We start from the raw sequence: 21492 nt of genomic DNA on the forward strand, positions 1-21492 counted from the left end.
TTTCACCACCTTAGCGGATTTCCCTTCCGGCTCCTAATCGAGCCACCCGGAACAGAATTACGGCACGCCGCAATTCACCCCGGGAAGGGGAGTCACACTGGTGAGTGGTCGCCACCGGACGTGGCAGAAGAGCCGCCAGGAACCGAGGTGGCTCCGTGACAGCCCGGAGAACATTACACGACGAGGCGTCGGACGCCAAACCCCTCTAACCCTTGTCGCCGGAGGCCAGTTCACGGCTGCGGTCGCGGGCCGCTTCGAGGGCCGCGATGAGGGCGGCGCGGACGCCGTGCTTCTCCAGTTCGCGAATGGCGCTGATCGTGGTGCCCGCCGGGGAAGTGACCGCCTCGCGGAGTTTGACCGGGTGCTCGCCGCTGTCGCGGAGCATCACCGACGCGCCGATGGCGGCCTGGACGATCAGGTCGTGCGCCTTGTCCCGGGGAAGGCCGAGCAGGATGCCCGCGTCGGTCATGGCCTCCACCAGGTAGTAGAAGTACGCCGGGCCCGAGCCGGAGAGGGCCGTGGCGGCGTCCTGCTGGGATTCCGGGACGCGCAGGGTCTTGCCCACCGGCTGGAAGATCTCCTCGGTGCGGAGGAGGTGGGCCTCGGTGGCGTGACTGCCGGCGGAGATGACGGACATGCCCTCGTCCACCAGAACCGGGGTGTTGGGCATGACGCGGACGACCGGGGTGCCCTCGGCGAGGCGCTCCTCCAGGAAGGTCGTCGGGATGCCGGCCGCGGCGCTGATCACCAGGCGGTCGGCGGGCACGTGGGGGGCCAGTTCGTCGAGGAGGGCCGCCATGTCCTGCGGTTTGACCGCCAGGATGAGGGTGTCGGCGGCCTTGGCGGCCTCGGCGTTGCCGACCGCGGTGACGCCGTGACGGATGTGCAGTTCCTCGGCCCGTTCCGGGCGGCGGGCGGTGACCAGGAGGTCGGACGGCGGCCAGCCGGCGCGGATCATGCCCGACAGCAGGGCCTCACCGATCTTGCCTGCTCCGAGGACGGCGATCTTCTGGGTCATGGAACGGCTCACCTTGTCCGGGTCCGGTGCCTTCGCGTTGCTGCACCGCCATCCTCGCACCCGGGGCGGTGCCGCCGCCCGGACGTCCGACTGGTGGTCCTCCCGTCCGGGCCGGTGAGGAGGACGTCCGGAGTCGGCGGACGCTCCGGTCACCGGGCCCGGCGGCACCTGCCGCCCGGTCCGCTCAGGGCGTGCGGCGGCGGAGGGTGACGGCACCGAGGGCCAGGACGAGGGCGGCGCTGCCGGCGACGACCACGACGTCGCGGACGAAGTCGCCGGTGACGTCGGTGTTGTGCAGGACCTCCGTCATGCCGTCCACGGCGTAGGACATGGGCAGCACGTTGGAGACGGCCTCCAGGACGGGCTGCATGCTGTCGCGCGGGGCGAACAGGCCGCACAGCAGGAGCTGCGGGAAGACCAGGGCGGGCATGAACTGGACGACCTGGAACTCGGTGGTGGCGAAGGCCGAGACGAACAGCCCGAGCGCCGTGCCGAGGACGGCGTCGAGCAGGGCGACGAGCAGCAGCAGCCAGGGGGAGCCCGCGAAGTCCAGGTCCAGGAACCAGACCGCCACGCCGGTGGCCAGTGTCGCCTGGGCAACGGCCAGCAGCCCGAAGGCCAGGGCGTAGCCGAGGATCAGGTCGGCCTTGCCCAGCGGCATGGCCAGCAGGCGCTCCAGCGTGCCCGAGGTGCGTTCCCGCAGGGTGGCGATGGAGGTGACCAGGAACATCGTGATCAGCGGGAAGACGCCGAGCAGTGAGGCGCCGATGCCGTCGAAGGCGCGGCGGTCGGCGTCGAAGACGTAGTAGAGCAGGGTCAGCAGCAGTACCGGGACGAGCAGCAGGAGCGCGATCGTACGGCGGTCGTGGCCGAGCTGGCGCAGGACGCGGCGGGCGGTGGCCAGGGTGCGTCGGGCAGTCACCGGAGTGCCTCCTTCCGGCGGGCGGTGTCGACCAGGTGGAGGAAGGCGTCCTCGATGGTCTCGGTGCGGGTGCGGGCGCGCAGGGCGTCGGGGGTGTCGTCGGCGAGGACGCGGCCGGCACGCATCAGCAGCAGGCGCTCGCAGCGGTCGGCCTCGTCCATGACGTGGGACGAGATGAGCAGGGTGGTGCCGCGCTCGGCGGCGAGGCGGTGGAAGAGGGCCCACAGGTCGCGGCGGAGGACGGGGTCCAGGCCGACGGTCGGCTCGTCCAGGACCAGCAGTTCGGGGGTGCCGAGCAGGGCCACGGCCAGGGAGACCCGGGAGAGCTGGCCGCCGGAGAGGTTTCCGGCGAGGGAGTCGGCGTGGGAGGTGAGGTCGACGTCGGCGAGGGCGCGTTCGACCTGCTCGTGGCGCTCGGCGCGGGGCAGGCCGAGGACGGACGCGAAGTAGTCCAGGTTCTGGCGGGCGGTGAGGTCGGCGTAGACGGAGGGCGCCTGGGTGACGTAGCCGACGCGGGAGCGCAGCGGGGCGGACCCGGCCGGGTGGCCGAGGACGTCGAGGGTGCCGGTGACCTTGGCCTGGGTGCCCACGACGGCGCGCATCAGCGTGGACTTGCCGCAGCCGCTGGGGCCCAGCAGGCCGGTGACGGTGGAGCGCGGCACCTCGAAGGCGAGGTCGTCCAGGACGGTGCGGCCACCGCGCACGACGGTGAGGCCGTCCGCGCGGATGGCCGCGCCGGCAACGGAATTCATCATGTGTTGAATAATGCTCCGCGCCACCGGAGGCGTCAAGCGCGACGGCCCCCGATACGCGTGACGCCCCCGTCCGGCGCGCGGACGGGGGCGTCTGGGAGGAATGGGCGATGCGTGGGGGCGGGGAGGAGCGCGCGAGGGCGTGGGGAGCGCGGGTACGAGTGGCCGGCGCCGTCACTCGATCTCACGCATCATCCTCTCCATCGCGCTGATCGAGGTCCGGGCGGCGGTCAGCTCCTCGATGCTGCGGCGGTGGAGCTCGACGTTGTCCTCCAAGAGCTGGGCGTACTTCTGGGCGAGTCGGCGGTACTCCTCCTCGCGCGCCGCGAGCATCCGGGCGCGCCAGGTGGCGGCGAGCTGCCAGACGATCACGGTCAGGAGGACGAAGAAGCCGGCGGTGCCCAGGGCCGCCGCCCACACGCCGGCCGGGTCCGCCGCCATGGTCTCCACCTGCTCGTTCACTGCGCGTCCTCTTTCTCGCGTGTCTCACGCATCTCGTGTGTCCCGCGGTCCTGGTGGCTCCCGGCGCCGGGGTCGGTGGTGCCACCGGCACCGGGGTCGGCGGTGAGGCCGGCTTCGGGATGGGCGCCGGCGCCGCTGATCGTCCCGGCGGCCTCCGCGACGGTCCGCGGGGTCAGCTCGTAGACGAAGGGCGCCACCTCGAAGAACTTCATGGCCTTGCCGCTCTCGGAGAGCTCCAGCGACCCGACGACGAGTCCGGCCGCCTCCAGCCGCTGCAGGTGCATGTGCAGCAGCGGGCGGCTCATGCCGATCTCGCGGGCGAGCCGGCTGACGTAGTTCCGCCCGCCGGCGAGCGCCGCGACGATCCGCATGCGGTGCGGGTTGCCGAGCGCCGCGAGCACCTTCAACAACTCGTCACCCGTGGGAGCCGGGCCTGAGCTCATGCCTCCACGCTCCCAGCGCGCCTGACACCTGTCAAAGAGTTCTGACACATGTCCGGGAAGAGTAGGGGTTCACCCCTAGGCGCTCGGCGCACCGGCGTCGGACGGACCGCGTACGCCTCCTCCACCGTCCCGTCCGGGCCTCGTCCGGGCCGGGCACGTCCCACCACGGCGCGTACGCCGGGCGCGCGTCAGCGGTTCCGGCCGGACCGGGGCCGCGCACCGCGCCGGGCGGCCGGGTTGCCGCGGCGGGCGGCACGGGCGGCGTCGCGGCGCTCGTACCGCTCGACGGCGCGGTCGTACGCCGCGCGCCGCGGCTTCTCGCCGGGAGCCTCGACCAGGCTGCGCAGGGCGTAGGCGAGCAGGACGCCGAGGAAGCCGATCACCTTGATCGGGCGCATCGACGGGTCCGCGGGGCCGCGCGCCTCGTCGGGGCCGCGGGTGTAGTCGGTGAGCGTGCGGCTGAAGGCCATGGAGCTGCACAGCGCGAAGGCCACCACGAGCAGCGTGCTCACCACGCCGCCGGTCCGGGCGAGGGCCGTTCCCTCGTACACCAGCCGCAGCACCCAGGCCCCGGCGGCGGCCAGCAGCAGCGCCCCGAGCGCGAGCGCGATCCGGCGCAGGTGGTAGCCACCGGAGTGGTCCACCCAGGTGGTGCCGTAGAAACGGATCGGCTCGGGCTCGGGGCGCTCCCGCTGCTCGCTCATGCCCCCGATTATGCGGCGGCGGCTCCCGGCGGCTCCCGGCAGTGCCGGGCCCGGGGACCTCCGGGACCTCAGCCGAGCCTGGTGACGTCCCGCACCGCGCCCTTGTCGGCGCTGGTGGCCATCGCCGCGTACGCGCGCAGGGCGGTGGAGACCTTCCGGTCGCGCGCCACCGGGGCGTACCGGCCGCCCAGGGCCTCGCGGCGGGCGGCGAGGGTGGCCTCGTCCACCTTCAGCTCGATGGTGCGGTTCGGGATGTCGATGCTGATCAGGTCGCCGTTCTCGACCAGGGCGATGGTGCCGCCCGAGGCCGCCTCCGGGGAGACGTGGCCGATGGACAGGCCGGAGGTGCCGCCGGAGAAGCGGCCGTCGGTGATCAGCGCGCACTTGGCGCCCAGGCCGCGGCCCTTGAGGAACGAGGTGGGGTAGAGCATCTCCTGCATGCCCGGGCCGCCCCTGGGGCCCTCGTAGCGGATGACGACGACGTCGCCCTCCTTGACGCGCTTGCCCAGGATCGCCTCCACGGCCTCCTCCTGGGACTCCACGACCACGGCCGGGCCGGTGAAGGTCCACACGGACGGGTCCACGCCCGCGGTCTTCACCACGCAGCCGTCCTCGGCGAGGTTGCCGTGGAGGACGGCCAGGCCGCCGTCCTTGGAGTAGGCGTGCTCCACGTCGCGGATGCAGCCGTTCGCCGCGTCGGTGTCGAGGGACTCCCAGCGCTCGGACTGGGAGAAGGCGCTGGCGGAGCGGACGCAGCCGGGGGCGGCGTGGAACAGCTCGACGGCCTCGGGGGACGGGGAGCCGCCGCGGATGTCCCACTGCTTGAGCCAGTCGGCCAGGGAGGGGCTGTGGACGGTGTGGACGTCCTCGTTCAGCAGGCCCGCGCGGTACAGCTCGCCGAGGATGGCGGGGATGCCGCCGGCCCGGTGGACGTCCTCCATGTAGTACGAGCCGTTGGGCGCCACCTTGGACAGGCACGGCACCCGGCGCGAGATCGCGTCGATGTCCGCCATCGTGAAGTCCAGCCCGGCCTCCTGGGCGGCGGCCAGCAGGTGGAGGATGGTGTTGGTGGAGCCGCCCATGGCGATGTCGAGGGCCATGGCGTTCTCGAAGGCGGCCCGGGAGGCGACGGAGCGCGGCAGGACGGTGGCGTCGTCCTGCTCGTAGTAGCGCCGGGTGATCTCCACGACGGTGCGGCCGGCGGCCTCGTACAGCGCCCTGCGGGCGGTGTGGGTGGCCAGGACCGAGCCGTTGCCGGGCAGGGACAGGCCGATGGCCTCGGTGAGGCAGTTCATCGAGTTGGCGGTGAACATGCCCGAGCAGGAGCCGCAGGTCGGGCAGGCGTTCTCCTCGATGAGGGCCATGTCCTCGTCGGAGACGGCGTCGTTGGCCGACTCGGCGATGGCGCTGATCAGGTCGAGCTTGCGGACCGTGCCGTCGACGAGGGTGGCGCGGCCGGACTCCATCGGCCCGCCGGAGACGAAGACGGTGGGGATGTTCAGCCGCAGGGCGGCCATCAGCATGCCCGGGGTGATCTTGTCGCAGTTGGAGATGCAGACCAGGGCGTCGGCGCAGTGGGCCTCGGTCATGTACTCCACGGAGTCCGCGATCAGGTCGCGGGACGGCAGGGAGTAGAGCATGCCGCCGTGGCCCATGGCGATGCCGTCGTCCACGGCGATGGTGTTGAACTCGCGGGGGACGCCGCCCGCCGCCTTGACCGCCTCGCTGACGATCCGGCCGACCGGCTGGAGGTGGGTGTGCCCGGGGACGAACTCGGTGAAGCTGTTGGCCACCGCGACGATCGGCTTGCCGAAGTCCTCGCGCGCTACGCCGGCGGCCCGCAGGAGGGCACGGGCGCCCGCCATGTTGCGGCCGTGGGTGACGGTGCGGGACCTCAGCTCGGGCATGGCTGCTCCACTCCTTCGTGAACCTTCGGGAACCGTGGACGCATCGGCCCGGGACGGTTCCGGGATGCGCGGTCCCAAGGACCGTGGCTGACGAGCCTACGCCTCCCGCTCAGGTTCTGGACGAAAAGTCCGGATCGTAAGACGCCCGGATCACTCCCCGGGCGGGCCGCCGCCGAGGCCGCCGGTCGGGTCTCCGCTCAGGTCCCCGGTCAGGTGGTGCTGGACGACCGGGGTCAGCCGGGCGGCCAGTTCCTCCGGATCCGCGGAGGCCAGCGGCTCGGCCCCCAGCACGTAGCGCAGCATCGCCGTGCCCACCAACTGGGCCGCCGCCAATTCCACGCGCAGCTCCCGGTCCGGGGCGTCCAGTTCCCGGGCGACGCGGCTCATCAGCTCCCGGACCACCATGCCCCGGAAGATCCGGGCCGCGGTCTCGTTGTTGACCGCCGAGCGGACGACCGCCAGCAGCGGGGCGCGGGTGGCCGGGTTCTCCCACACCCCGAGGAAGAAGCGGACGAGTTCGGCGCCGAGGGTGTCGGGGCCGTGCGGGGGGAGGTGGCGCAGCCCCTCGCGGGCGGGGGCGAAGGAGACCTCGACGGCCGCCTCGAAGACCTGCTCCTTGGTGCCGAAGTAGTGGTGGACCAGGGCCGGGTCGACCTCGGCGCCGCGGGCGATGGCCCGGATGGACGCCTTGTCGTAGCCGCGTTCGGCGAACTCGGCGCGGGCCGAGGCGAGGATGCGGTCGCGCGCGGCCTCACCGGCCGCTGCGCGGGCCGCCGACGTGGGGCGGCCACGGCGGCGCGGGGGGCGCGCGGCGGGTCCGGCGCGCCCGGCGTCCGCGCCCCGGCCGCTCACGTTCCGGCCGCCGGGGCGGCGGAGGCGAGGTGGAGGCGGGTGAAGGCCAGGGCCTCGGCGAGGTCGGCCTCGCGCTCGGCCGAGGACATCGCGCGGCGGGTGTTGACCTCGACCACCACGTTCCCGTCGAAGCCGGACGCGGCCAGGCGCGCCAGCACCTCGGCGCACGGCTGCTTCCCGCGCCCGGGGACGAGGTGCTCGTCCTTGGCGGAGCCGTTGCCGTCGGCGATGTGCACGTGCGCCAGGCGGTCGCCCATGCGGTCCACCATGGCGAGGGTGTCGTTGCGGGCCGTCGCCGTGTGGGAGAGGTCGAGGGTGAAGTGGCGGTAGTCGTCCTCGGTGGGGTCCCAGGCGGGGGCGTACGCGAGCATCTCGCGGTCGCGGTAGCGCCAGGGGTACATGTTCTCGACCGCGAAGCGCACGTCGGTCTCGTCCGCCATCCGCCACACGCCCCGCACGAACTCCCGGGCGTAGGTGCGCTGCCAGCGGAACGGCGGGTGCACCACGACCGTGCCCGCGCCCAGCTTCTCGGCGGCCTCGCGGGAGCGCTGGAGCTTGGTCCAGGGGTCCTTCGACCAGACCCGCTGGGTGATCAGCAGGCAGGGGGCGTGCACGGCCAGCACCGGGACGCCGTGGAAGTCGGAGAGCCTGCGCAGCGCCTCGATGTCCTGGCTGACCGGGTCGGTCCACACCATGACCTCGACCCCGTCGTAGCCGAGGCGCGCGGCGACCTCGAAGGCCGTCGCCGTGGTCTCCGGGTAGACGGAGGCCGTGGAGAGGGCGACCTTCGGTTCCGGCATGTGCACCGCTGGATCGACCACGGGGAACAGCCTACGGCGCGCCGTGGGACGGCCCGGCCGTACGGCGGCCTTTCCCCCGCTCCCGGGGCGGTGGTGTGGGGAAGGTCACGGCGGTCGCGGTGGCCGGGGCGGCCGGGACGGTCACGATGCCGAGGCGGTGGCCAGGGTGTCCAGCCGGCGCAGGATGACGCCCTCGCGCAGCGCCCAGGGGCAGACCTCCAGCTTCGCCACGCCGAACAGGTCCATGGCGCCCTCCGCCACCAGCGCCCCCGCCAGGAGCTGCCGGGCCCGGCCCTCGGAGACCCCGGGGAGGGTCGCGCGCTCGGCGGCGGGCATGGCGGCCAGCTTGGGCACCCACTCCTCCAGCGAGGCGCGGGCCAGCTCGCGCTGGGCGTACGGGCCCTCGGCGGAGCGGGCGGCCCCCGCCAGCCGGGCGAGCTGCTTGAAGGTCTTGGAGGTGGCGACCACGTGGTCGGGCGGGCTCAGCCTGCTGAACTCGCCGACGATCCGGGCGATCTCGTGCCGCACGTGGCGGCGCAGCGCGCGGACGTCGGCCGGGTCGGGCGGGTCGCCGGGCAGCCAGGCGGCGGTGAGGCGGCCCGCGCCCAGCGGCAGCGAGACGGCGGCGTCGGGTTCCTCGTCGATGCCGTACGCGATCTCCAGCGAACCGCCGCCGATGTCGAGGACCAGCAGCCGTCCGGCCGACCAGCCGAACCAGCGGCGGGCGGCGAGGAAGGTCAGCCGTGCCTCGTCCTCGCCGGAGAGCACCTGGAGCTCCACGCCGGTCTCGGCGGCCACCCGCTCCAGCACCCGGTCGGCGTTGGCGGCGTCCCGCACGGCGGAGGTGGCGAACGGCAGCAGGTCCTCCACGCCCTTGTCCTCCGCGACGTCCAGCGCCTCCCGGATGGTGGCGACGAGCCGGTCGACGCCCTCGGGGCTTATGGCGCCGTCTTCGTCGAGGAGTTCGGCCAGGCGCAGCTCCGCCTTGTGGGAGTAGGCCGGCAGCGGGCGGGCGCCCGGGTGCGCGTCCACCACCAGCAGGTGCACCGTGTTCGAACCCACGTCGAGGACACCGAGTCTCATAAGGAGCCACGCTACTGCGGCCGGGTGCCGGTCAGGGCCCCGCCCCGGGTGCATACCCTGGGGGCGTGACGAAGACGAAGACGGCAAAGCAGGACAAAGACCAGGACATGGACGGCGAACGGCGGCGGGCCGCGGGCGAGGAGGTCGATCTGGACCACGCCCGGGCCTGGGTCGAGTTCCCGGACCCAGCGGACGACGAGCAGGTGTTCCGCTGTGACCTGACCTGGCTGACCTCCCGCTGGAACTGCGTCTTCGGCCGGGGGTGCCAGGGCATCCGCGCGGGGCGGGCGAGCGACGGCTGCTGCACGCTGGGGGCGCACTTCTCCGACGAGGACGACGAGAAGCGCGTGGCGGCGCATGCGGAGCGGCTCACGCCCGAGCTCTGGCAGTTCCACGCGGAGGGCACCTCCGAGCGCGGCTGGGTCGAGGTGACCGAGGACGGCGAGCGGCAGACGCGGCTCCACCAGGGCGCGTGCATCTTCCTCAACCGCCCCGGCTTCCCGGCCGGCGCGGGCTGCGCGCTGCACACGATGGCGCTGCGGGAGGGCCGCGAACCGCTGGAGACCAAGCCGGACGTGTGCTGGCAGTTGCCGATCCGGCGGACGTTCGAGTGGGTGGAGCTGCCGGACGGCGAGCAGAAGCTGTACGTCTCGATCGGCGAGTACGACCGCCGCGGCTGGGGTCCGGGCGGGCACGACCTGCACTGGTGGTGCACGGGCGCGCCGTCCGCGCACGGGGCGAGCGAGCCGGTGTACGTCTCGTACCGGCCGGAGCTGACGGAGCTGATGGGCCCGGCGGGGTACGAGCGGCTGGCCCGGCTGTGCGAGGAACGCCTGGCGGCGGGCCCGCCGGTGACGGCCCCGCACCCGGCGGACGGGGACGGTGCGGACGGGGACGGCCTCCTGCGCCGGGTGCCCCTGCCCCTGGTGGACCGGGGCGGCGAGGGCTGAGCCCCGGACTCCCGCGGCTCTCCAGGCTTCCTCAGCCGCTCCCGGCCGTCCTCCTCAACCGTTCTCAGCCGTCCTCAGTCGTCCTCAGTCGTCCTCAGCCGTCCTGGGCCGGCGGCACGGGCAGGGTCGGGGAGGGCTGCTGCGGCGGCGGGCCGGAGGGCTCGCCGGGGTTCTCGGTGGGGGGCGGGCCGGACGGCTCCCGCGTCGCCGGCGGGGCGGACGGTGTCGGATCGGCGGGCGCCGGTGCGCCCCCGCGCCCCTGGAGGGTGATCACCGCCTTCGCCGGGTGGACGGAGAGCCGTGCGGTCCACGCGCCCGCGGGCTCCCGCGCGCGGTCCACGGTGACCGTGAGCGTGACCGACTCGCCGGGCCGCAGCGTCCCGTGCGTACGGCTCACCCGCAGCCAGGGGGCGTCCGCCGAGACCGACCAGTGGACCGGTTCGCCGCCCGAGGCGACGAGCGTGACGAGCGTGACGTCCCCCGCCGGCTGGGCCTCGACCGTCAGCCGGCCCGGGCCCGTGCGGTCCCCGGGCGCCGGTGTGCCGTCCGGGCCCGGCCGCTCCGGGCGGCCGGTGCCGGACGGGAAGGCCCCGGGGGTCCTGCCGGTCACGTCGACGCGGATGCCGTCCCCGCCGCGGGAGGTGTCGGTGTTCCCGGCGCGGCCCTCGTCCCCGTAGGGCCTGCCGTACGACCCGCCGGAGTCCTCCTGCCCGGCCGCCGAGACCGGGGCGCCGCCCGGGCCGCCGACCGCCAGCGGCGCCCCGCGGTACGCCGCCCACAGCGCCAGCACCGGGGCGGCGACGACGGTCGCGACGACCGTCGTGGTCACCGCGCGGCTGCGCAGCCGGTCGAAGCGCTCGGCGCGGTCCCTGGCCCCGACGGGGAAGCCGCGCCGGTCGAAGCGGGGAAGGTGCCGGTCGCGGGCGCGCTGCGCGGCGAGCATGGCGGCGTGCACTTCGGGGCGCGGCGCCTTCAGCACGGTGAGCGCCCCCGCGTCCGCGGGGGCGGTGCCGGGCCACGGGCCGCCGGCCAGGACCCGCTCGGCGGTGCTGCGGCACTCGGGGCACTCGTCCACGTGCCGCACCAGCTCCCGGCGCAGCGTGCTGCCCAGCAGCACCTCCCGGCCCCCGGCGAGCCGGGAGACGGCCGGGCAGCCGCCCCGGTCGACGACGGCGAGCGCGGTGCGGGTGCGCTCCACCTCGCAGGCGCCGCTGGACAGCAGCAGCTCGGTGCCGTCGTGGTCCAGGCCGAGCACGGCGGCGACCTCGTGGACCGGCAGGTGGTGGCGTACGGCCAGCTCCAGGGCCTCGCGCTGTTCGGGGCTGGTGCCGGCGGCCTCGGGCCAGGCGAGCGAGGCCAGCTCCCGGCGGCGCTCGGTGGCGACGGGCCCGGGGAGTTCGGGTGGCCCGGCCGGCTCGGCGGGCTTCCGCCGTTCGGCGAGGCGGCGCAGGCAGGCCCAGCGGACCAGGGCGTACAGCCAGGCCCGGTGCAGCGCCGTGTCGCCGGGGGTGCGACCGCGGCGGCGCTGCCGCTCGGCGACGGCGAGGGCCTCGCCGAGGACGGTGACGGCTGCCTCGTGCTCGCACATGACGGACAGGCAGTAGGTGAACAGCCCGTCCAGGTGGTCCAGGTAGGGGTCGAGGCACACCGGCGGCCGCGTCGCGGCGCGGTGCGTGCCACGGTGCGCCCGGTGTGCGCCGGTGGTATGCGTGGGGTGCTCGCGCCGAGTGCTCATCACCCGGCTGACCGTAAGCGGAAGGCCGGGGATCGCTGGTGATGCTTGCGCGGGTTTAACCCTTACGGGTGACCATCTGCGGTAAAACGTACAAACGCCCGGTGGAGGGCGCGAGGAGGCGTCCGGCGGGCTCCGGAGGACGGCCGGACGCGCTTCCCGTCCGCATTGTCAGGGGTTCCGACTAACGTGAGGCCCATGGCTGCCCGCAAGTCGTCCGCCAAGGACCGTCCCGCCTACCGCTGCACCGAGTGCGGCTACACCACCGCCAAGTGGCTCGGCCGCTGCCCGGAGTGCCATGCCTGGGGCACCGTCGAGGAGTACGGCGGCGCCCCGGCCGTCCGCACCACCGCGCCCGGCCGGGTCTCGGCCCCCGCGCTGCCCATCGGGCAGGTGGACGGGCAGGTGGCCACCGCGCGCAGCACGGGCGTGCCCGAGCTGGACCGGGTGCTGGGCGGCGGGCTGGTGCCCGGCGCGGTGGTGCTGCTGGCGGGCGAGCCCGGGGTGGGCAAGTCGACGCTGCTGCTGGACGTCGCCGCCAAGGCCGCCGGTCCCGACCACCGCACGCTCTACGTCACCGGCGAGGAGTCCGCCGGGCAGGTGCGGCTGCGGGCGGACCGCATCGGGGCGATAGACGACCACCTCTACCTGGCCGCCGAGACCGACCTGTCCGCCGTCCTGGGCCATCTGGACGAGGTGAAGCCCTCGCTGCTGGTGCTGGACTCCGTCCAGACCGTCGCCTCCCCCGAGATCGACGGGGCGCCGGGCGGGATGGCGCAGGTGCGGGAGGTGGCGGGCGCGCTGATCCGGGCCTCCAAGGAGCGCGGCATGTCCACGCTGCTGGTGGGCCACGTCACCAAGGACGGCGCCATCGCCGGGCCCCGGCTGCTGGAGCACCTGGTGGACGTGGTGCTGCACTTCGAGGGCGACCGGCACGCCCGGCTGCGGCTGGTGCGCGGGGTGAAGAACCGCTACGGCGCGACGGACGAGGTCGGCTGCTTCGAGCTGCACGACGAGGGCATCACGGGCCTCGCCGACCCCTCGGGGCTGTTCCTCACCCGCCGCGACGAGCCCGTGCCCGGCACCTGCCTGACCGTCACCCTGGAGGGCCGCCGCCCGCTGGTGGCCGAGGTGCAGGCGCTGACGGTGGACTCCCAGATCCCCTCCCCGCGGCGCACGACGTCCGGGCTGGAGACCTCGCGGGTGTCGATGATGCTGGCCGTGCTCGAACAGCGGGGGCGGATCAACGCCCTGGGCAAGCGCGACGTCTACACCGCCACGGTCGGCGGGGTGCGGCTGTCGGAGCCCGCGGCCGACCTGGCCATGGCGCTCGCGCTCGCCAGCGCCGCCGGCGACACCCCGCTGCCGAAGAACCTGGTGGCCATCGGCGAGGTGGGCCTGGCGGGCGAGGTGCGGCGGGTCACGGGCGTGCAGCGCCGGCTGGCCGAGGCGGCGCGGCTGGGCTTCACCCACGCCCTGGTGCCGGCCGATCCGGGGAAGGTTCCGCCGGGGATGCGGGTGACGGAGGTGGCGGACGTGGGGGAGGCGCTGCGGGTGCTGCCCGCCCGGCCCGCCCGGAGCGCGCCACACGACGCCGACGGCCGCCGGTAGACTTTGCCCAGGTCTCGCCCGTACGTACGCATGACCCGAAGGAGTGCCGTGGCAGCCAACGACCGGGGAGCATCCGGCGCCGACGGCCTGATGCGCGCTTCCCTGAGCGCCGTGGCGCCGGGTACCGCCCTGCGCGACGGCCTGGAGCGCGTCCTGCGGGGGAACACCGGCGGACTCATCGTCCTGGGCATGGACAAGAACGTCGAGGCGCTGTGCAGCGGCGGTTTCGTGCTGGACGTGGAGTTCAGCGCGACGCGGCTGCGCGAACTGTGCAAGCTGGACGGCGCGCTGATCCTCGACAAGGACATCACCAAGATCGTCCGGGCGGGCGTGCAGCTCGTCCCGGACGCCTCGATCCCGACGGAGGAGACCGGCACCCGGCACCGCACCGCGCAGCGGGTGTCGATCCAGACCGGTTTCCCGGTGGTGTCGGTCAGCCAGTCGATGCGGCTGATCGCGCTGTACGTCGACGGCCAGCGGCGGGTGCTGGAGGACTCGGCGGCGATCCTGTCCCGGGCCAACCAGGCGCTGGCGACGCTGGAGCGGTACAAGCTGCGCCTGGACGAGGTGGCGGGCACGCTCTCCGCGTTGGAGATCGAGGACCTGGTGACGGTCCGTGACGTCTCCGCGGTCTCGCAGCGGCTGGAGATGGTGCGGCGGATCGCCACCGAGATCGCCGAGTACGTGGTGGAGCTGGGCACGGACGGACGGCTGCTCTCCCTCCAGCTCGACGAGCTGATCGCGGGCGTGGAGCCGGAGCGCGAGCTGGTCGCCCGCGACTACGTGCCCGAGCCGACCGCCAAGCGGTCCCGCACGGTCGCCGAGGCGCTGGCCGAACTGGACCGGCTGACCCACACCGAGCTGCTCGACCTGCCCACCGTCGCGCGGGCGTTGGGGTACAGCGGCTCGCCCGAGACGCTGGACTCGGCGGTCTCGCCGCGCGGTTACCGCCTGCTGGCGAAGGTGCCGCGGCTGCCGAACGCCGTGATCGAGCGGCTGGTCGAGCACTTCGGCGGGCTGCAGAAGCTGCTGGCCGCGAGCGTGGACGACCTGCAGACCGTCGACGGCGTGGGCGAGGCGCGGGCCAGGTCGGTCCGCGAGGGGCTGTCGCGGCTGGCGGAGTCCTCGATCCTGGAGCGGTACGTCTGACCGTCCGGCGCGGTGCGCCCGGCGGCGCGGCGCGCGGGCCGGCGGTGCGCGGTCGGCGGTCGCGGCCGTACGCGAACCGACACCGCGGCCGTATGCGACCGGCCGGGCCGGGTGCGGACCGGCGGTGCGGCCCGCGCCCGGCCCCTGCCGGCGCTCAGTCCTTGCTGAGGACGAACGAGGTGCGCACCTTCTTCAGCCCCTCCACCTCGGCCTCGACCAGGTAGGTGCCCGCCGCGGCGGCGCGGCCCGGGGTGCCGCAGCCGGGGGTGCTGTGCCGGCGGTCCCACTCCAGGGTGCGCACGGCCGTCCCGCCCGCCGGGACGCGGTAGAAGGCCGAACGGGCGCCCTTGGCGCAGTCCTCGGAGCGCCAGACCCTGTCGTCGCCGTCCCCGGCCTCGGTGATGGTGAAGACGGTGGCCGCGCTGCCGAAGTCGACCTTGCAGGCGCCGTTCCCGCTGTTCCGCACGGTCAGCCGGAAGGTGGGCTCCTCGCCGGGCGCGTACCGGTTCTCGACGCTGCGCAGCGTCACCTCGACCGAGGAGGGGCGGCAGTCGGGGATGCCCGAGTCGGCCGGTACGGCCACGGCTCCGCCCGAAACGCCGGTGCTCACACCGCCGTTCGCGCCGTTCGCACCACCGTTCGCGCCGCTGTTCGCGCCGTTCGCGCCGCCGGTGCCGGAGCCGCCGTCCGCACCGCCGTCCCCCTCGCCGTCCGCGCCCCCGCCGCCGGAGTCCGCGGCGCCCTGGGAGCCGTCCGTGTCGCCGTCCGCGCCGCCGGTGCCACCGCTCACCTCTTCGCGTCCGCCGGGGCGTTCGCTGATCAGGGACTCGGAGGAGGACGGCCCGGGCGTGATGGAGCTGGCGGCCCTGTTGCCGTCCCGCTCCTTGCCCTGGTCGCTCCCGCCGCCGTCGCCGGAGTTCCCGGACCGGACGGCCCACACGACGATCAGTACCAGGGACACCAGGAGCGCAAGCACGACCGCCCTTCGCCGCCAGTAGATGGAGGAAGGAAGGGGTCCAACCGGATTGCGCAGAGATCCCACGCGCAAACCTTACGAGACATCAGGTGCCCCGGAGGGCTGTACCCGCCGCACAACAGGTCAACTTTTATGATGAACGGCCCCCTGGAACCCGACGATCGTCAGGGGCACCCCCTGACGGTTGCAAGGTGTGACCGCGCCGCGGCGTTCCGTACCGTTCACGCATGAGCAGTGATCTTCCAAGCGGTCCGCACGACGATCTCTACCGCAGCGTCACCGACGCCGCGCACGACGCCCCCGACTGGCTGCACGTCCTCGCCGAGTACGGCACCGAAGGCGGGCTGCTGGTCCTCCTCGCGCTGCTCGCGGCGGCGTGCTGGCGGATGCGGCGCGCCGAGCCGCTGGCGCTCGCGCGTGCCCTGCTCGGCCCGGTGGCGGTGGCGGTGGCGTACGCCCTCAGCGAGGCCGTCAAGCTGGTCGTGCGGGAGGAGAGACCGTGCCGGGCCGTGGCGGACGCGGCGGCCCCGATCGTGCCCTGCCCGGAACCGGGCGACTGGTCCTTCCCCAGCAACCACGCCACCATCGCCGCCGCCTCGGCCGTGGCCGTGGTGCTCGTCTGGCGGACCGCCGCCTGGCTGGTCCTGCCGCTGGCGGTGCTGACGGCGTTCTCCCGGGTGTTCCTCGGTGTGCACTACCCGCACGACGTGGCGGCGGGCGCGCTGCTCGGCGCGGCCGTGGTCCTGCTGGTGACGTGGGCGGCCGCGCGGCCGGCGGCCGGGCCGGCCGCGCGGGCGCAGGCACGGCTCGGCTACACGAGCCCGGCCTCGTAGGCGACGATCGCCGCCTGGACGCGGTTGCCGACCCCCAGCCGGTCCAGGACGGCGCTCACATAGCCCTTCACGGTGCCCTCGGTGAGGTGGAGGCGGCGGGCGATCTCCGCGTTGGAGTGCCCGGCGCCGACCAGGGCGAGGACCTGGCGTTCGCGGGCGGTGAGCGCCTCGGTGCGCTCTCGGGCGGCGGCGCCGCGCGCCAGGCGGCGGGCGCCGAGTTCGCTGATGACGTGCCGGGCGACCTTCGGGGAGAGGAAGGCACCGCCGTCGGCGGCGGCCCGTACGCCGGAGAGCAGCTCGTGCGGGTCGCCGGACTTCAGCAGGAAGCCGCTGGCGCCGCCGCCGAGCGCGCGGGCGATGTAGGTGTCCTCGGAGAAGGTGGTGAGGATGACGACGGCGGTGCCCGGCGCGGCCCGTACGATCTGCTCGCCCGCGGCCAGCCCGTCCAGGCGGGGCATGCGGATGTCGAGGAGGGCGACGTCCGGCCGGTGGGCGCGGGCCAGTTCGACGGCCTCGCGGCCGTCCCCGGCCTCCGCGACCACCTCGATCGCGGGGTCGGCGGAGAGTATGGCCCGCACTCCGGCGCGGACCATCGCCTCGTCATCGGCCAGCAGCACGCGGATCACCGGCGTCTCCCCCGCCCCCGTCACCGTCGTCCCTGTGTCCGTCGTGTCCGTGGCGTCCGTCACCGCTGCCTCCTGCCGTGGGTACGACGGTCTTCTCGGTCAGCCGGCCGTCCGCGAAGCACAGCCGGTAGGTGGCGACGCTGGTGAACAGCTCGCCGTCGGCCCGGTAGTACTCGCAGCGGGCCCCGGCCGGTGGGGCGGGCGCGCGGTCGACCGGCGGATCGGTGACCACCCGGTCGGGCAGCACGCGCCGGACCTCGGCCTCCGCGTCACCGGTGCGCAGCCCCTCGTACGTACCGGGCGGCAGCACCGAGTGGGCGGTGGTGTGGGCGTACCAGCCGATGACGGCCGCCACCACGGCGACCGCGGCCCCGCCCGCGACGGCGGACGCCGTCAGCACCCGGCGGCGGCCCGCCCGCTGTTCCCGGGCGAGCCGGCGCATGGCGTCCCGCCTCTCCTCCGTGCCGACCCCCGGCCCGGGCGGAAGTCCGGGCGCAGGCTCGGACGCGGGACGGTGCCCGGCGTCGTACGGCAGCCGGGCCGAGACCTCGAACCCGCCACCGGGCCGCGCTCCCGCGCCGAACTCCCCGCCCACCAGCCGGACCCGCTCCCGCAGCGCGGCCAGCCCGCTGCCGCCGCCCGGCCCGGCGGAGGCTTCCGGTGCGCCGTCCGGGCGGTCCGGTGGCGGCTCGTTGACGACGGTCACGGTGACCGCTTCCGGTCCGCGCTCGACGGTGACGGTGACGGCGGCGCCGGGGGCGTGCTTGGCCGCGTTGGTCAGCGCCTCCTGCACCACCCGGTGGGCGGCGCGGTCCACCGGTTCCGGCAGACCCGCGGTGCCCGCGGGCCCTTCCTCCTCCCCGGTCAGCCGCACCCGCAGTCCGGAGCCGGCGGCCCGGTCCACCAGGGCCGCGATGGACTCCCCGGCCGGGGCCAGCGGGGCCGCCGCTCTCCCGCCGGAGGGGCCGGCGGACAGGCCGGCGGGGGAGCCGGTGCAGGGGTCGGTGGAGGAGCCGGCGGAAGATCCGGTGTCCCGCAGGACGCCGATGATCTCGCGCAGCCGGTCGGTCGCGTCGGCCGCCGCCGCGCGCACCTCCCCCGCCGCCGCCCGGTGCCGCTCCGCCAGGCCCGGAGCGACCTGGAGGGCGCCGGCGCGCAGCGCGATCAGGCTCAGCTCGTGGCCCAGCGCGTCGTGCATGTCCTCGGCGATCCGGGCGCGCTCGCGCAGCCGGGCCCGCTCGGCGACCATCGTCCGCTCGCGCTCCAGGCGTTCGGCGCGGTCCAGCAGGGCGAGCACCAGCAGCCGGTCCTGGCGGCGGTAGCGGCCGGCGAGCCAGGGGAAGACGGCGCCGAACAACAGCGTCCCGAGCAGGACGAGCCACACCATGACCGGGTCGGGCGCCCTCAGCGGCACCAGGGCCGTCCCGGCCGCGGCGACGGCGGCGAAGGCGTACAGCGCCGTCCGCGCCCGTTCCGCCCGGAGCCCCAGCACCAGGGCGAACCCGGCCAGCGCCACCCCGTAGGAGAGGGTGAACAGCCCCGGCGAGGCGGCCAGCGAGAGCCCCGCCGCCAGCAGCCAGCTCACCACCGGCCGGGTGCGGACGAAGGCCACCGCCACGGCCAGCACCGCCAGCCCGCCCGCCGTCCACCACCAGTCCACGGGCTGGAGACGGCCGTACTGGTCCTCGAACACCACGGGTGCCCCGGCCGCCACCCAGGCCAGGGCGTTGCGCACGGCGACACCACCTCTCACCCTCGCGACGCTACCGGCCGCCGGCGGCCCCGCGCCCCTGACGAAAGTCAGGTGTGGAAAACGGGCTCGGGCAGGCCGCGCGGCGGTACGGCGGCGCGGCGACGGGTGCGGCAGAGGGGTACGACGGGTGGTGCTGGCGGCCCATCGGCGCGGGCCGCTGCGTTGCCGCGCCCCGCCGTGTCAGGATCGGAAGCGCCATGACTGCGACCACATCCGAGCACAGCGCCACCGGTCTGCACACGACCGACCTCCGCCCCATCGACTCCCCCGCCCCCACCGACCTCCACGCCCCCGTCATCGACTGGTTCGACCGACACGCCCGCGACCTGCCCTGGCGCCGCCCCGAGGCGGGCGCCTGGGGCGTGATGGTCAGCGAGTTCATGCTGCAGCAGACGCCCGTCAACCGGGTGCTGCCCGTCTACGAGCAGTGGCTGGCCCGCTGGCCCCGCCCCGCCGACCTGGCCGCCGAACCGCCCGGCGAGGCCGTACGCGCCTGGGGACGGCTGGGCTACCCGCGCCGCGCGCTGCGGCTGCACGGAGCCGCCGCCGCCATAACGGAACGGCACGGCGGCGACGTGCCGCGCGAGCACGCCCAGCTCCTCGCGCTGCCGGGCGTGGGCGAGTACACGGCGGCGGCCGTGGCCTCCTTCGCGTACGGACAGCGGCACGCGGTGCTGGACACCAACGTCCGGCGGGTCTTCGCCCGCGCCTTCGGCGGCCGGGAGTTCCCGCCGACCGCCACCACCGCCGCCGAGCGCAGGCTCGCCCGGGCCGTCCTGCCCGAGGACGACGCGACGGCCGCGCGCTGGGCCGCGGCGACGATGGAGCTGGGCGCCCTGGTGTGCACGGCCCGCAAGCCGGACTGCGAGAACTGCCCGATCATGGATCTCTGCGCCTGGCGCCGGGCCGGCTCGCCCCCGCACGACGGCCCGCCGCGCCGCGGCCAGAGCTACGCGGGCACCGACCGCCAGGTGCGCGGCAGGCTGCTGGCCGTGCTGCGCGAGGCGGCGGAGCCGGTGCCGCAGGCCGTCCTGGACGCGGTGTGGGACGAGCCGGTGCAGCGGGCCCGCGCGCTGGACGGACTGGTCGCGGACGGGCTGGTGGAGCCGCTGGAGGGCGGCGTCTACCGGCTGCCCCAGGGCCTGCCCCGGGGCCAGGGCGTGTGACGCGGGGTGCGGCGGACGCACCGCCGCACCCCGCCTTCGTCCCGCCGCCCATCACCGGTCTCCTGCCGGTTCCGGACCGGCCGGCCCGCGCACCCCGCCTGCACGCCCCGGCCGTTACACAATCGCCGGACAGCCGTGCGCTGTCCGTGTCCCGCCGTGCCGCGGGCCGCAACACCGCCTCCGTAGCGTCCCTGCCCGAACCGGCCACAACGGGGGCCACGGGATCGCGCGGTCCGCGCGAACGAGTGGAAGGCGGGCACCATGACCACGGCGACGGCACCACAGGCACTGGACTTCGAGGAGTACGTGCGCACCCGGCAGGAGGCCCTGCTGCGCAGCGCCCGCCGCCTCGTCGCCGACCCGGCGGACGCCCAGGACCTGCTGCAGACCGCGCTGGTCCGCACCTACGGCCGCTGGGACGGCATCGCGGACAAGTCGCTGGCGGACGCCTACCTGCGCCGGGTGATGCTCAACACCCGTACCCAGTGGTGGCGTTCGCGGCGGCTGGACGAGGTGCCCACCGAACTGCTACCGGACGTGGTCAGCGTGGACGACGGCACCGAACAGCACGCCGACCGGGCCCTGCTCCTCGACATACTGGGGGTGCTGGCCCCCAAGCAGCGCAGCGTGGTCGTCCTGCGCCACTGGGAGCAGTTGAGCACGGACGAGACGGCGGCGGCGCTGGGCATGTCACCGGGTACGGTCAAGAGCACCCTGCACCGGGCCCTGGCGCGGCTGCGCGAGGAGCTGGACGGACGCGCCCGCCGGGAGCGCGGCGAGGGCGGAGCCGGGAACAGGACCGGGAACGGGGTCTCGGCCGGGGACGGCACGGACGGGACCGGGGACGGGGGCGGGGCCATGGGCGGAAACGAGGCCATGGGCGGGAACGGGGTCGTGGGGAAGGGCGGCGGGCGATGGCGCCGGTGACGCCCGGTGCGCGGACGGCGGTGGCGGTGGCCACCGCCGTCGCGCTGCTGGGGTCCGCGCTGGCCGGATGCGACGACGGCGGTGTGCGGATCGAGGCGTCCGCCGCCTCCACCGGCGACGCCCCGCTCCACCGGGCGTCACCGCTGCCCGCGTCCCCGCCGGCCTCCTCCCCCTCCTCCTCGCCTCCCCCCGCGACCGGGCCGGCGCCCCGCGTCCCGCCGCCCTCGACGCTGCCCAGCGGTGCCCGGCCCGTCTACCCGCCGGGCACCGGGGGCGAGCTGGACGTCCTCGCCCTGCTGCGCGCCGACCCCAAGGTCGGACGGAAGATCAAGGAGACGCTGCGGCCCTGCTCGGCCGAGGTGTGGCCGGTGGACGTGTCGTACGGGCGGCTGACCGGCGGGCACGCGCCGGACGTCCTGGTCAACGTCTCGGACTGCAACGACGGCATGGGCCTCGGCTCCTACGTCTACCGGCAGAGCACCAACGGGCAGTACGTCGGCGTCTTCGCCGCCGAGGACCCGCCCGTGCACGCCGACGCGGACCGCGACCGGCTGCGGGTGACCCAGCGGGTCTACGCGGACGGCGACCCGGTGTGCTGCCCGTCCGGCCGTCACGTGGTCCTCTACGTGTGGCGGGAGGACCGGTTCACCGTGCGGGAGCGCGCGCTCCCGCGGCCCGGCGGGCCGGTGCCGGAGGGGACGGGGACGGCCGGGCGGGCGGACGGGGACGGGGACGGTTCCGCAACCGGTCCCGGTCCCGATTCCGGCTCCGATTCCGATTCCGGTTCCGGCTCCGGGGCCGAAGGGGACGAGGAAGGCTGAGGGAA

Annotated in this window: 21 protein-coding genes; 7 read left to right on the forward strand and 14 right to left on the reverse strand. The window is 75.0% G+C overall.

Features of this window, described 5'->3' with window-relative positions; translation table 11 throughout:
* Positions 1-205: 205 nt before the first annotated feature.
* From proC to VE546_RS01820, 10 genes are all read right to left on the reverse strand, one after another.
* The gene (proC, locus tag VE546_RS01775; protein ID WP_324917128.1) at positions 206-1018 is read right to left on the reverse strand and encodes a pyrroline-5-carboxylate reductase; all 813 of its coding nucleotides are present in this window, start codon (positions 1016-1018) and stop codon (positions 206-208) included.
* Positions 1019-1202: 184 nt separating this feature from the next.
* A complete protein-coding gene (locus VE546_RS01780; protein ID WP_324917131.1) occupies positions 1203-1940 on the reverse strand; it encodes an ABC transporter permease in 738 nt (245 codons plus the stop codon).
* On the reverse strand, positions 1937-2695 hold the full coding sequence (locus VE546_RS01785; protein WP_324917134.1) for an ABC transporter ATP-binding protein: 759 nt from the start codon (positions 2693-2695) through the stop codon (positions 1937-1939). The genes VE546_RS01780 and VE546_RS01785 overlap by 4 nt, the downstream gene beginning before the upstream one ends.
* A gap of 171 nt (positions 2696-2866) precedes the next feature.
* Positions 2867-3133: a hypothetical protein gene (locus tag VE546_RS01790; protein ID WP_324917227.1), complete on the reverse strand. Its 267-nt coding sequence runs from the start codon at positions 3131-3133 to the stop codon at positions 2867-2869.
* 17 nt (positions 3134-3150) lie between these two features.
* Entirely contained in the window at positions 3151-3597 is a 447-nt protein-coding gene (locus tag VE546_RS01795; RefSeq protein WP_324917137.1) for a winged helix-turn-helix domain-containing protein, read from the reverse strand.
* A 188-nt stretch (positions 3598-3785) separates the two neighbouring features.
* On the reverse strand, positions 3786-4301 hold the full coding sequence (locus VE546_RS01800; RefSeq protein ID WP_324917139.1) for a hypothetical protein: 516 nt from the start codon (positions 4299-4301) through the stop codon (positions 3786-3788).
* A 68-nt stretch (positions 4302-4369) separates the two neighbouring features.
* Positions 4370-6208 carry a dihydroxy-acid dehydratase gene (gene ilvD / locus VE546_RS01805; protein WP_324917142.1) on the reverse strand — a complete coding sequence of 613 codons (1839 nt, stop codon included), beginning with the start codon at positions 6206-6208 and terminating at the stop codon, positions 4370-4372.
* 150 nt (positions 6209-6358) lie between these two features.
* Positions 6359-7060, reverse strand: coding sequence for a TetR family transcriptional regulator (locus VE546_RS01810; protein WP_324917145.1), 702 nt, complete (start codon positions 7058-7060; stop codon positions 6359-6361).
* The gene (locus VE546_RS01815; protein ID WP_414720375.1) at positions 7057-7860 is read right to left on the reverse strand and encodes a sugar phosphate isomerase/epimerase family protein; all 804 of its coding nucleotides are present in this window, start codon (positions 7858-7860) and stop codon (positions 7057-7059) included. The genes VE546_RS01810 and VE546_RS01815 overlap by 4 nt, the downstream gene beginning before the upstream one ends.
* Before the next feature lie 141 nt (positions 7861-8001).
* Positions 8002-8943 (reverse strand): Ppx/GppA phosphatase family protein, encoded by a 942-nt coding sequence (locus VE546_RS01820; RefSeq protein ID WP_324917151.1) that lies wholly within the window; start codon positions 8941-8943, stop codon positions 8002-8004.
* 65 nt (positions 8944-9008) lie between these two features.
* Here VE546_RS01820 and VE546_RS01825 point away from each other — a divergent pair, with 65 nt between their 5' ends.
* Complete coding sequence (locus tag VE546_RS01825; RefSeq protein WP_324917154.1) at positions 9009-9893, forward strand: hypothetical protein; 885 nt, start codon at positions 9009-9011, stop codon at positions 9891-9893.
* Between the two features lie 94 nt (positions 9894-9987).
* Here the strand turns inward: VE546_RS01825 and VE546_RS01830 are convergent, their stop codons facing one another.
* Complete coding sequence (locus VE546_RS01830) at positions 9988-11628, reverse strand: BACON domain-containing protein (RefSeq protein ID WP_324917156.1); 1641 nt, start codon at positions 11626-11628, stop codon at positions 9988-9990.
* A gap of 195 nt (positions 11629-11823) precedes the next feature.
* Here VE546_RS01830 and radA point away from each other — a divergent pair, with 195 nt between their 5' ends.
* Both radA and disA read left to right on the forward strand, forming a co-directional pair.
* The gene (gene radA, locus VE546_RS01835) at positions 11824-13236 is read left to right on the forward strand and encodes a DNA repair protein RadA (RefSeq protein ID WP_324917159.1); all 1413 of its coding nucleotides are present in this window, start codon (positions 11824-11826) and stop codon (positions 13234-13236) included.
* 90 nt (positions 13237-13326) lie between these two features.
* Entirely contained in the window at positions 13327-14385 is a 1059-nt protein-coding gene (gene disA, locus VE546_RS01840) for a DNA integrity scanning diadenylate cyclase DisA (RefSeq protein WP_324917230.1), read from the forward strand.
* A gap of 154 nt (positions 14386-14539) precedes the next feature.
* On the opposite strand, the gene VE546_RS01845 is transcribed toward disA, so the two are convergent.
* Complete coding sequence (locus tag VE546_RS01845) at positions 14540-15361, reverse strand: hypothetical protein (RefSeq protein ID WP_324917162.1); 822 nt, start codon at positions 15359-15361, stop codon at positions 14540-14542.
* Positions 15362-15588: 227 nt separating this feature from the next.
* Here VE546_RS01845 and VE546_RS01850 point away from each other — a divergent pair, with 227 nt between their 5' ends.
* Positions 15589-16194 carry a phosphatase PAP2 family protein gene (locus VE546_RS01850; protein WP_324917165.1) on the forward strand — a complete coding sequence of 202 codons (606 nt, stop codon included), beginning with the start codon at positions 15589-15591 and terminating at the stop codon, positions 16192-16194.
* Here the strand turns inward: VE546_RS01850 and VE546_RS01855 are convergent.
* Positions 16173-16820: a response regulator transcription factor gene (locus VE546_RS01855; RefSeq protein ID WP_324917168.1), complete on the reverse strand. Its 648-nt coding sequence runs from the start codon at positions 16818-16820 to the stop codon at positions 16173-16175. The two genes, VE546_RS01850 and VE546_RS01855, sit on opposite strands and share 22 nt — an antisense overlap.
* Positions 16795-18573 carry a sensor histidine kinase gene (locus VE546_RS01860; protein WP_324917171.1) on the reverse strand — a complete coding sequence of 593 codons (1779 nt, stop codon included), beginning with the start codon at positions 18571-18573 and terminating at the stop codon, positions 16795-16797. Before VE546_RS01860 ends, VE546_RS01855 begins: the two co-directional genes overlap by 26 nt.
* 197 nt (positions 18574-18770) lie before the next feature.
* On the opposite strand from VE546_RS01860, the gene VE546_RS01865 reads away from it, so the two are divergent.
* From VE546_RS01865 to VE546_RS01875, 3 genes are all read left to right on the forward strand, one after another.
* Positions 18771-19739 carry an A/G-specific adenine glycosylase gene (locus tag VE546_RS01865; RefSeq protein WP_324917174.1) on the forward strand — a complete coding sequence of 323 codons (969 nt, stop codon included), beginning with the start codon at positions 18771-18773 and terminating at the stop codon, positions 19737-19739.
* Positions 19740-20000: 261 nt separating this feature from the next.
* On the forward strand, positions 20001-20666 hold the full coding sequence (locus tag VE546_RS01870) for a SigE family RNA polymerase sigma factor (RefSeq protein WP_324917177.1): 666 nt from the start codon (positions 20001-20003) through the stop codon (positions 20664-20666).
* On the forward strand, positions 20654-21487 hold the full coding sequence (locus tag VE546_RS01875) for a hypothetical protein (RefSeq protein ID WP_324917179.1): 834 nt from the start codon (positions 20654-20656) through the stop codon (positions 21485-21487). The genes VE546_RS01870 and VE546_RS01875 overlap by 13 nt, the downstream gene beginning before the upstream one ends.
* The last annotated feature ends 5 nt before the right edge of the window (positions 21488-21492 follow it).

The organism is Streptomyces sp. (assembly GCF_035644915.1).
Classification (GTDB): Bacteria; Actinomycetota; Actinomycetes; order Streptomycetales; family Streptomycetaceae; genus Streptomyces.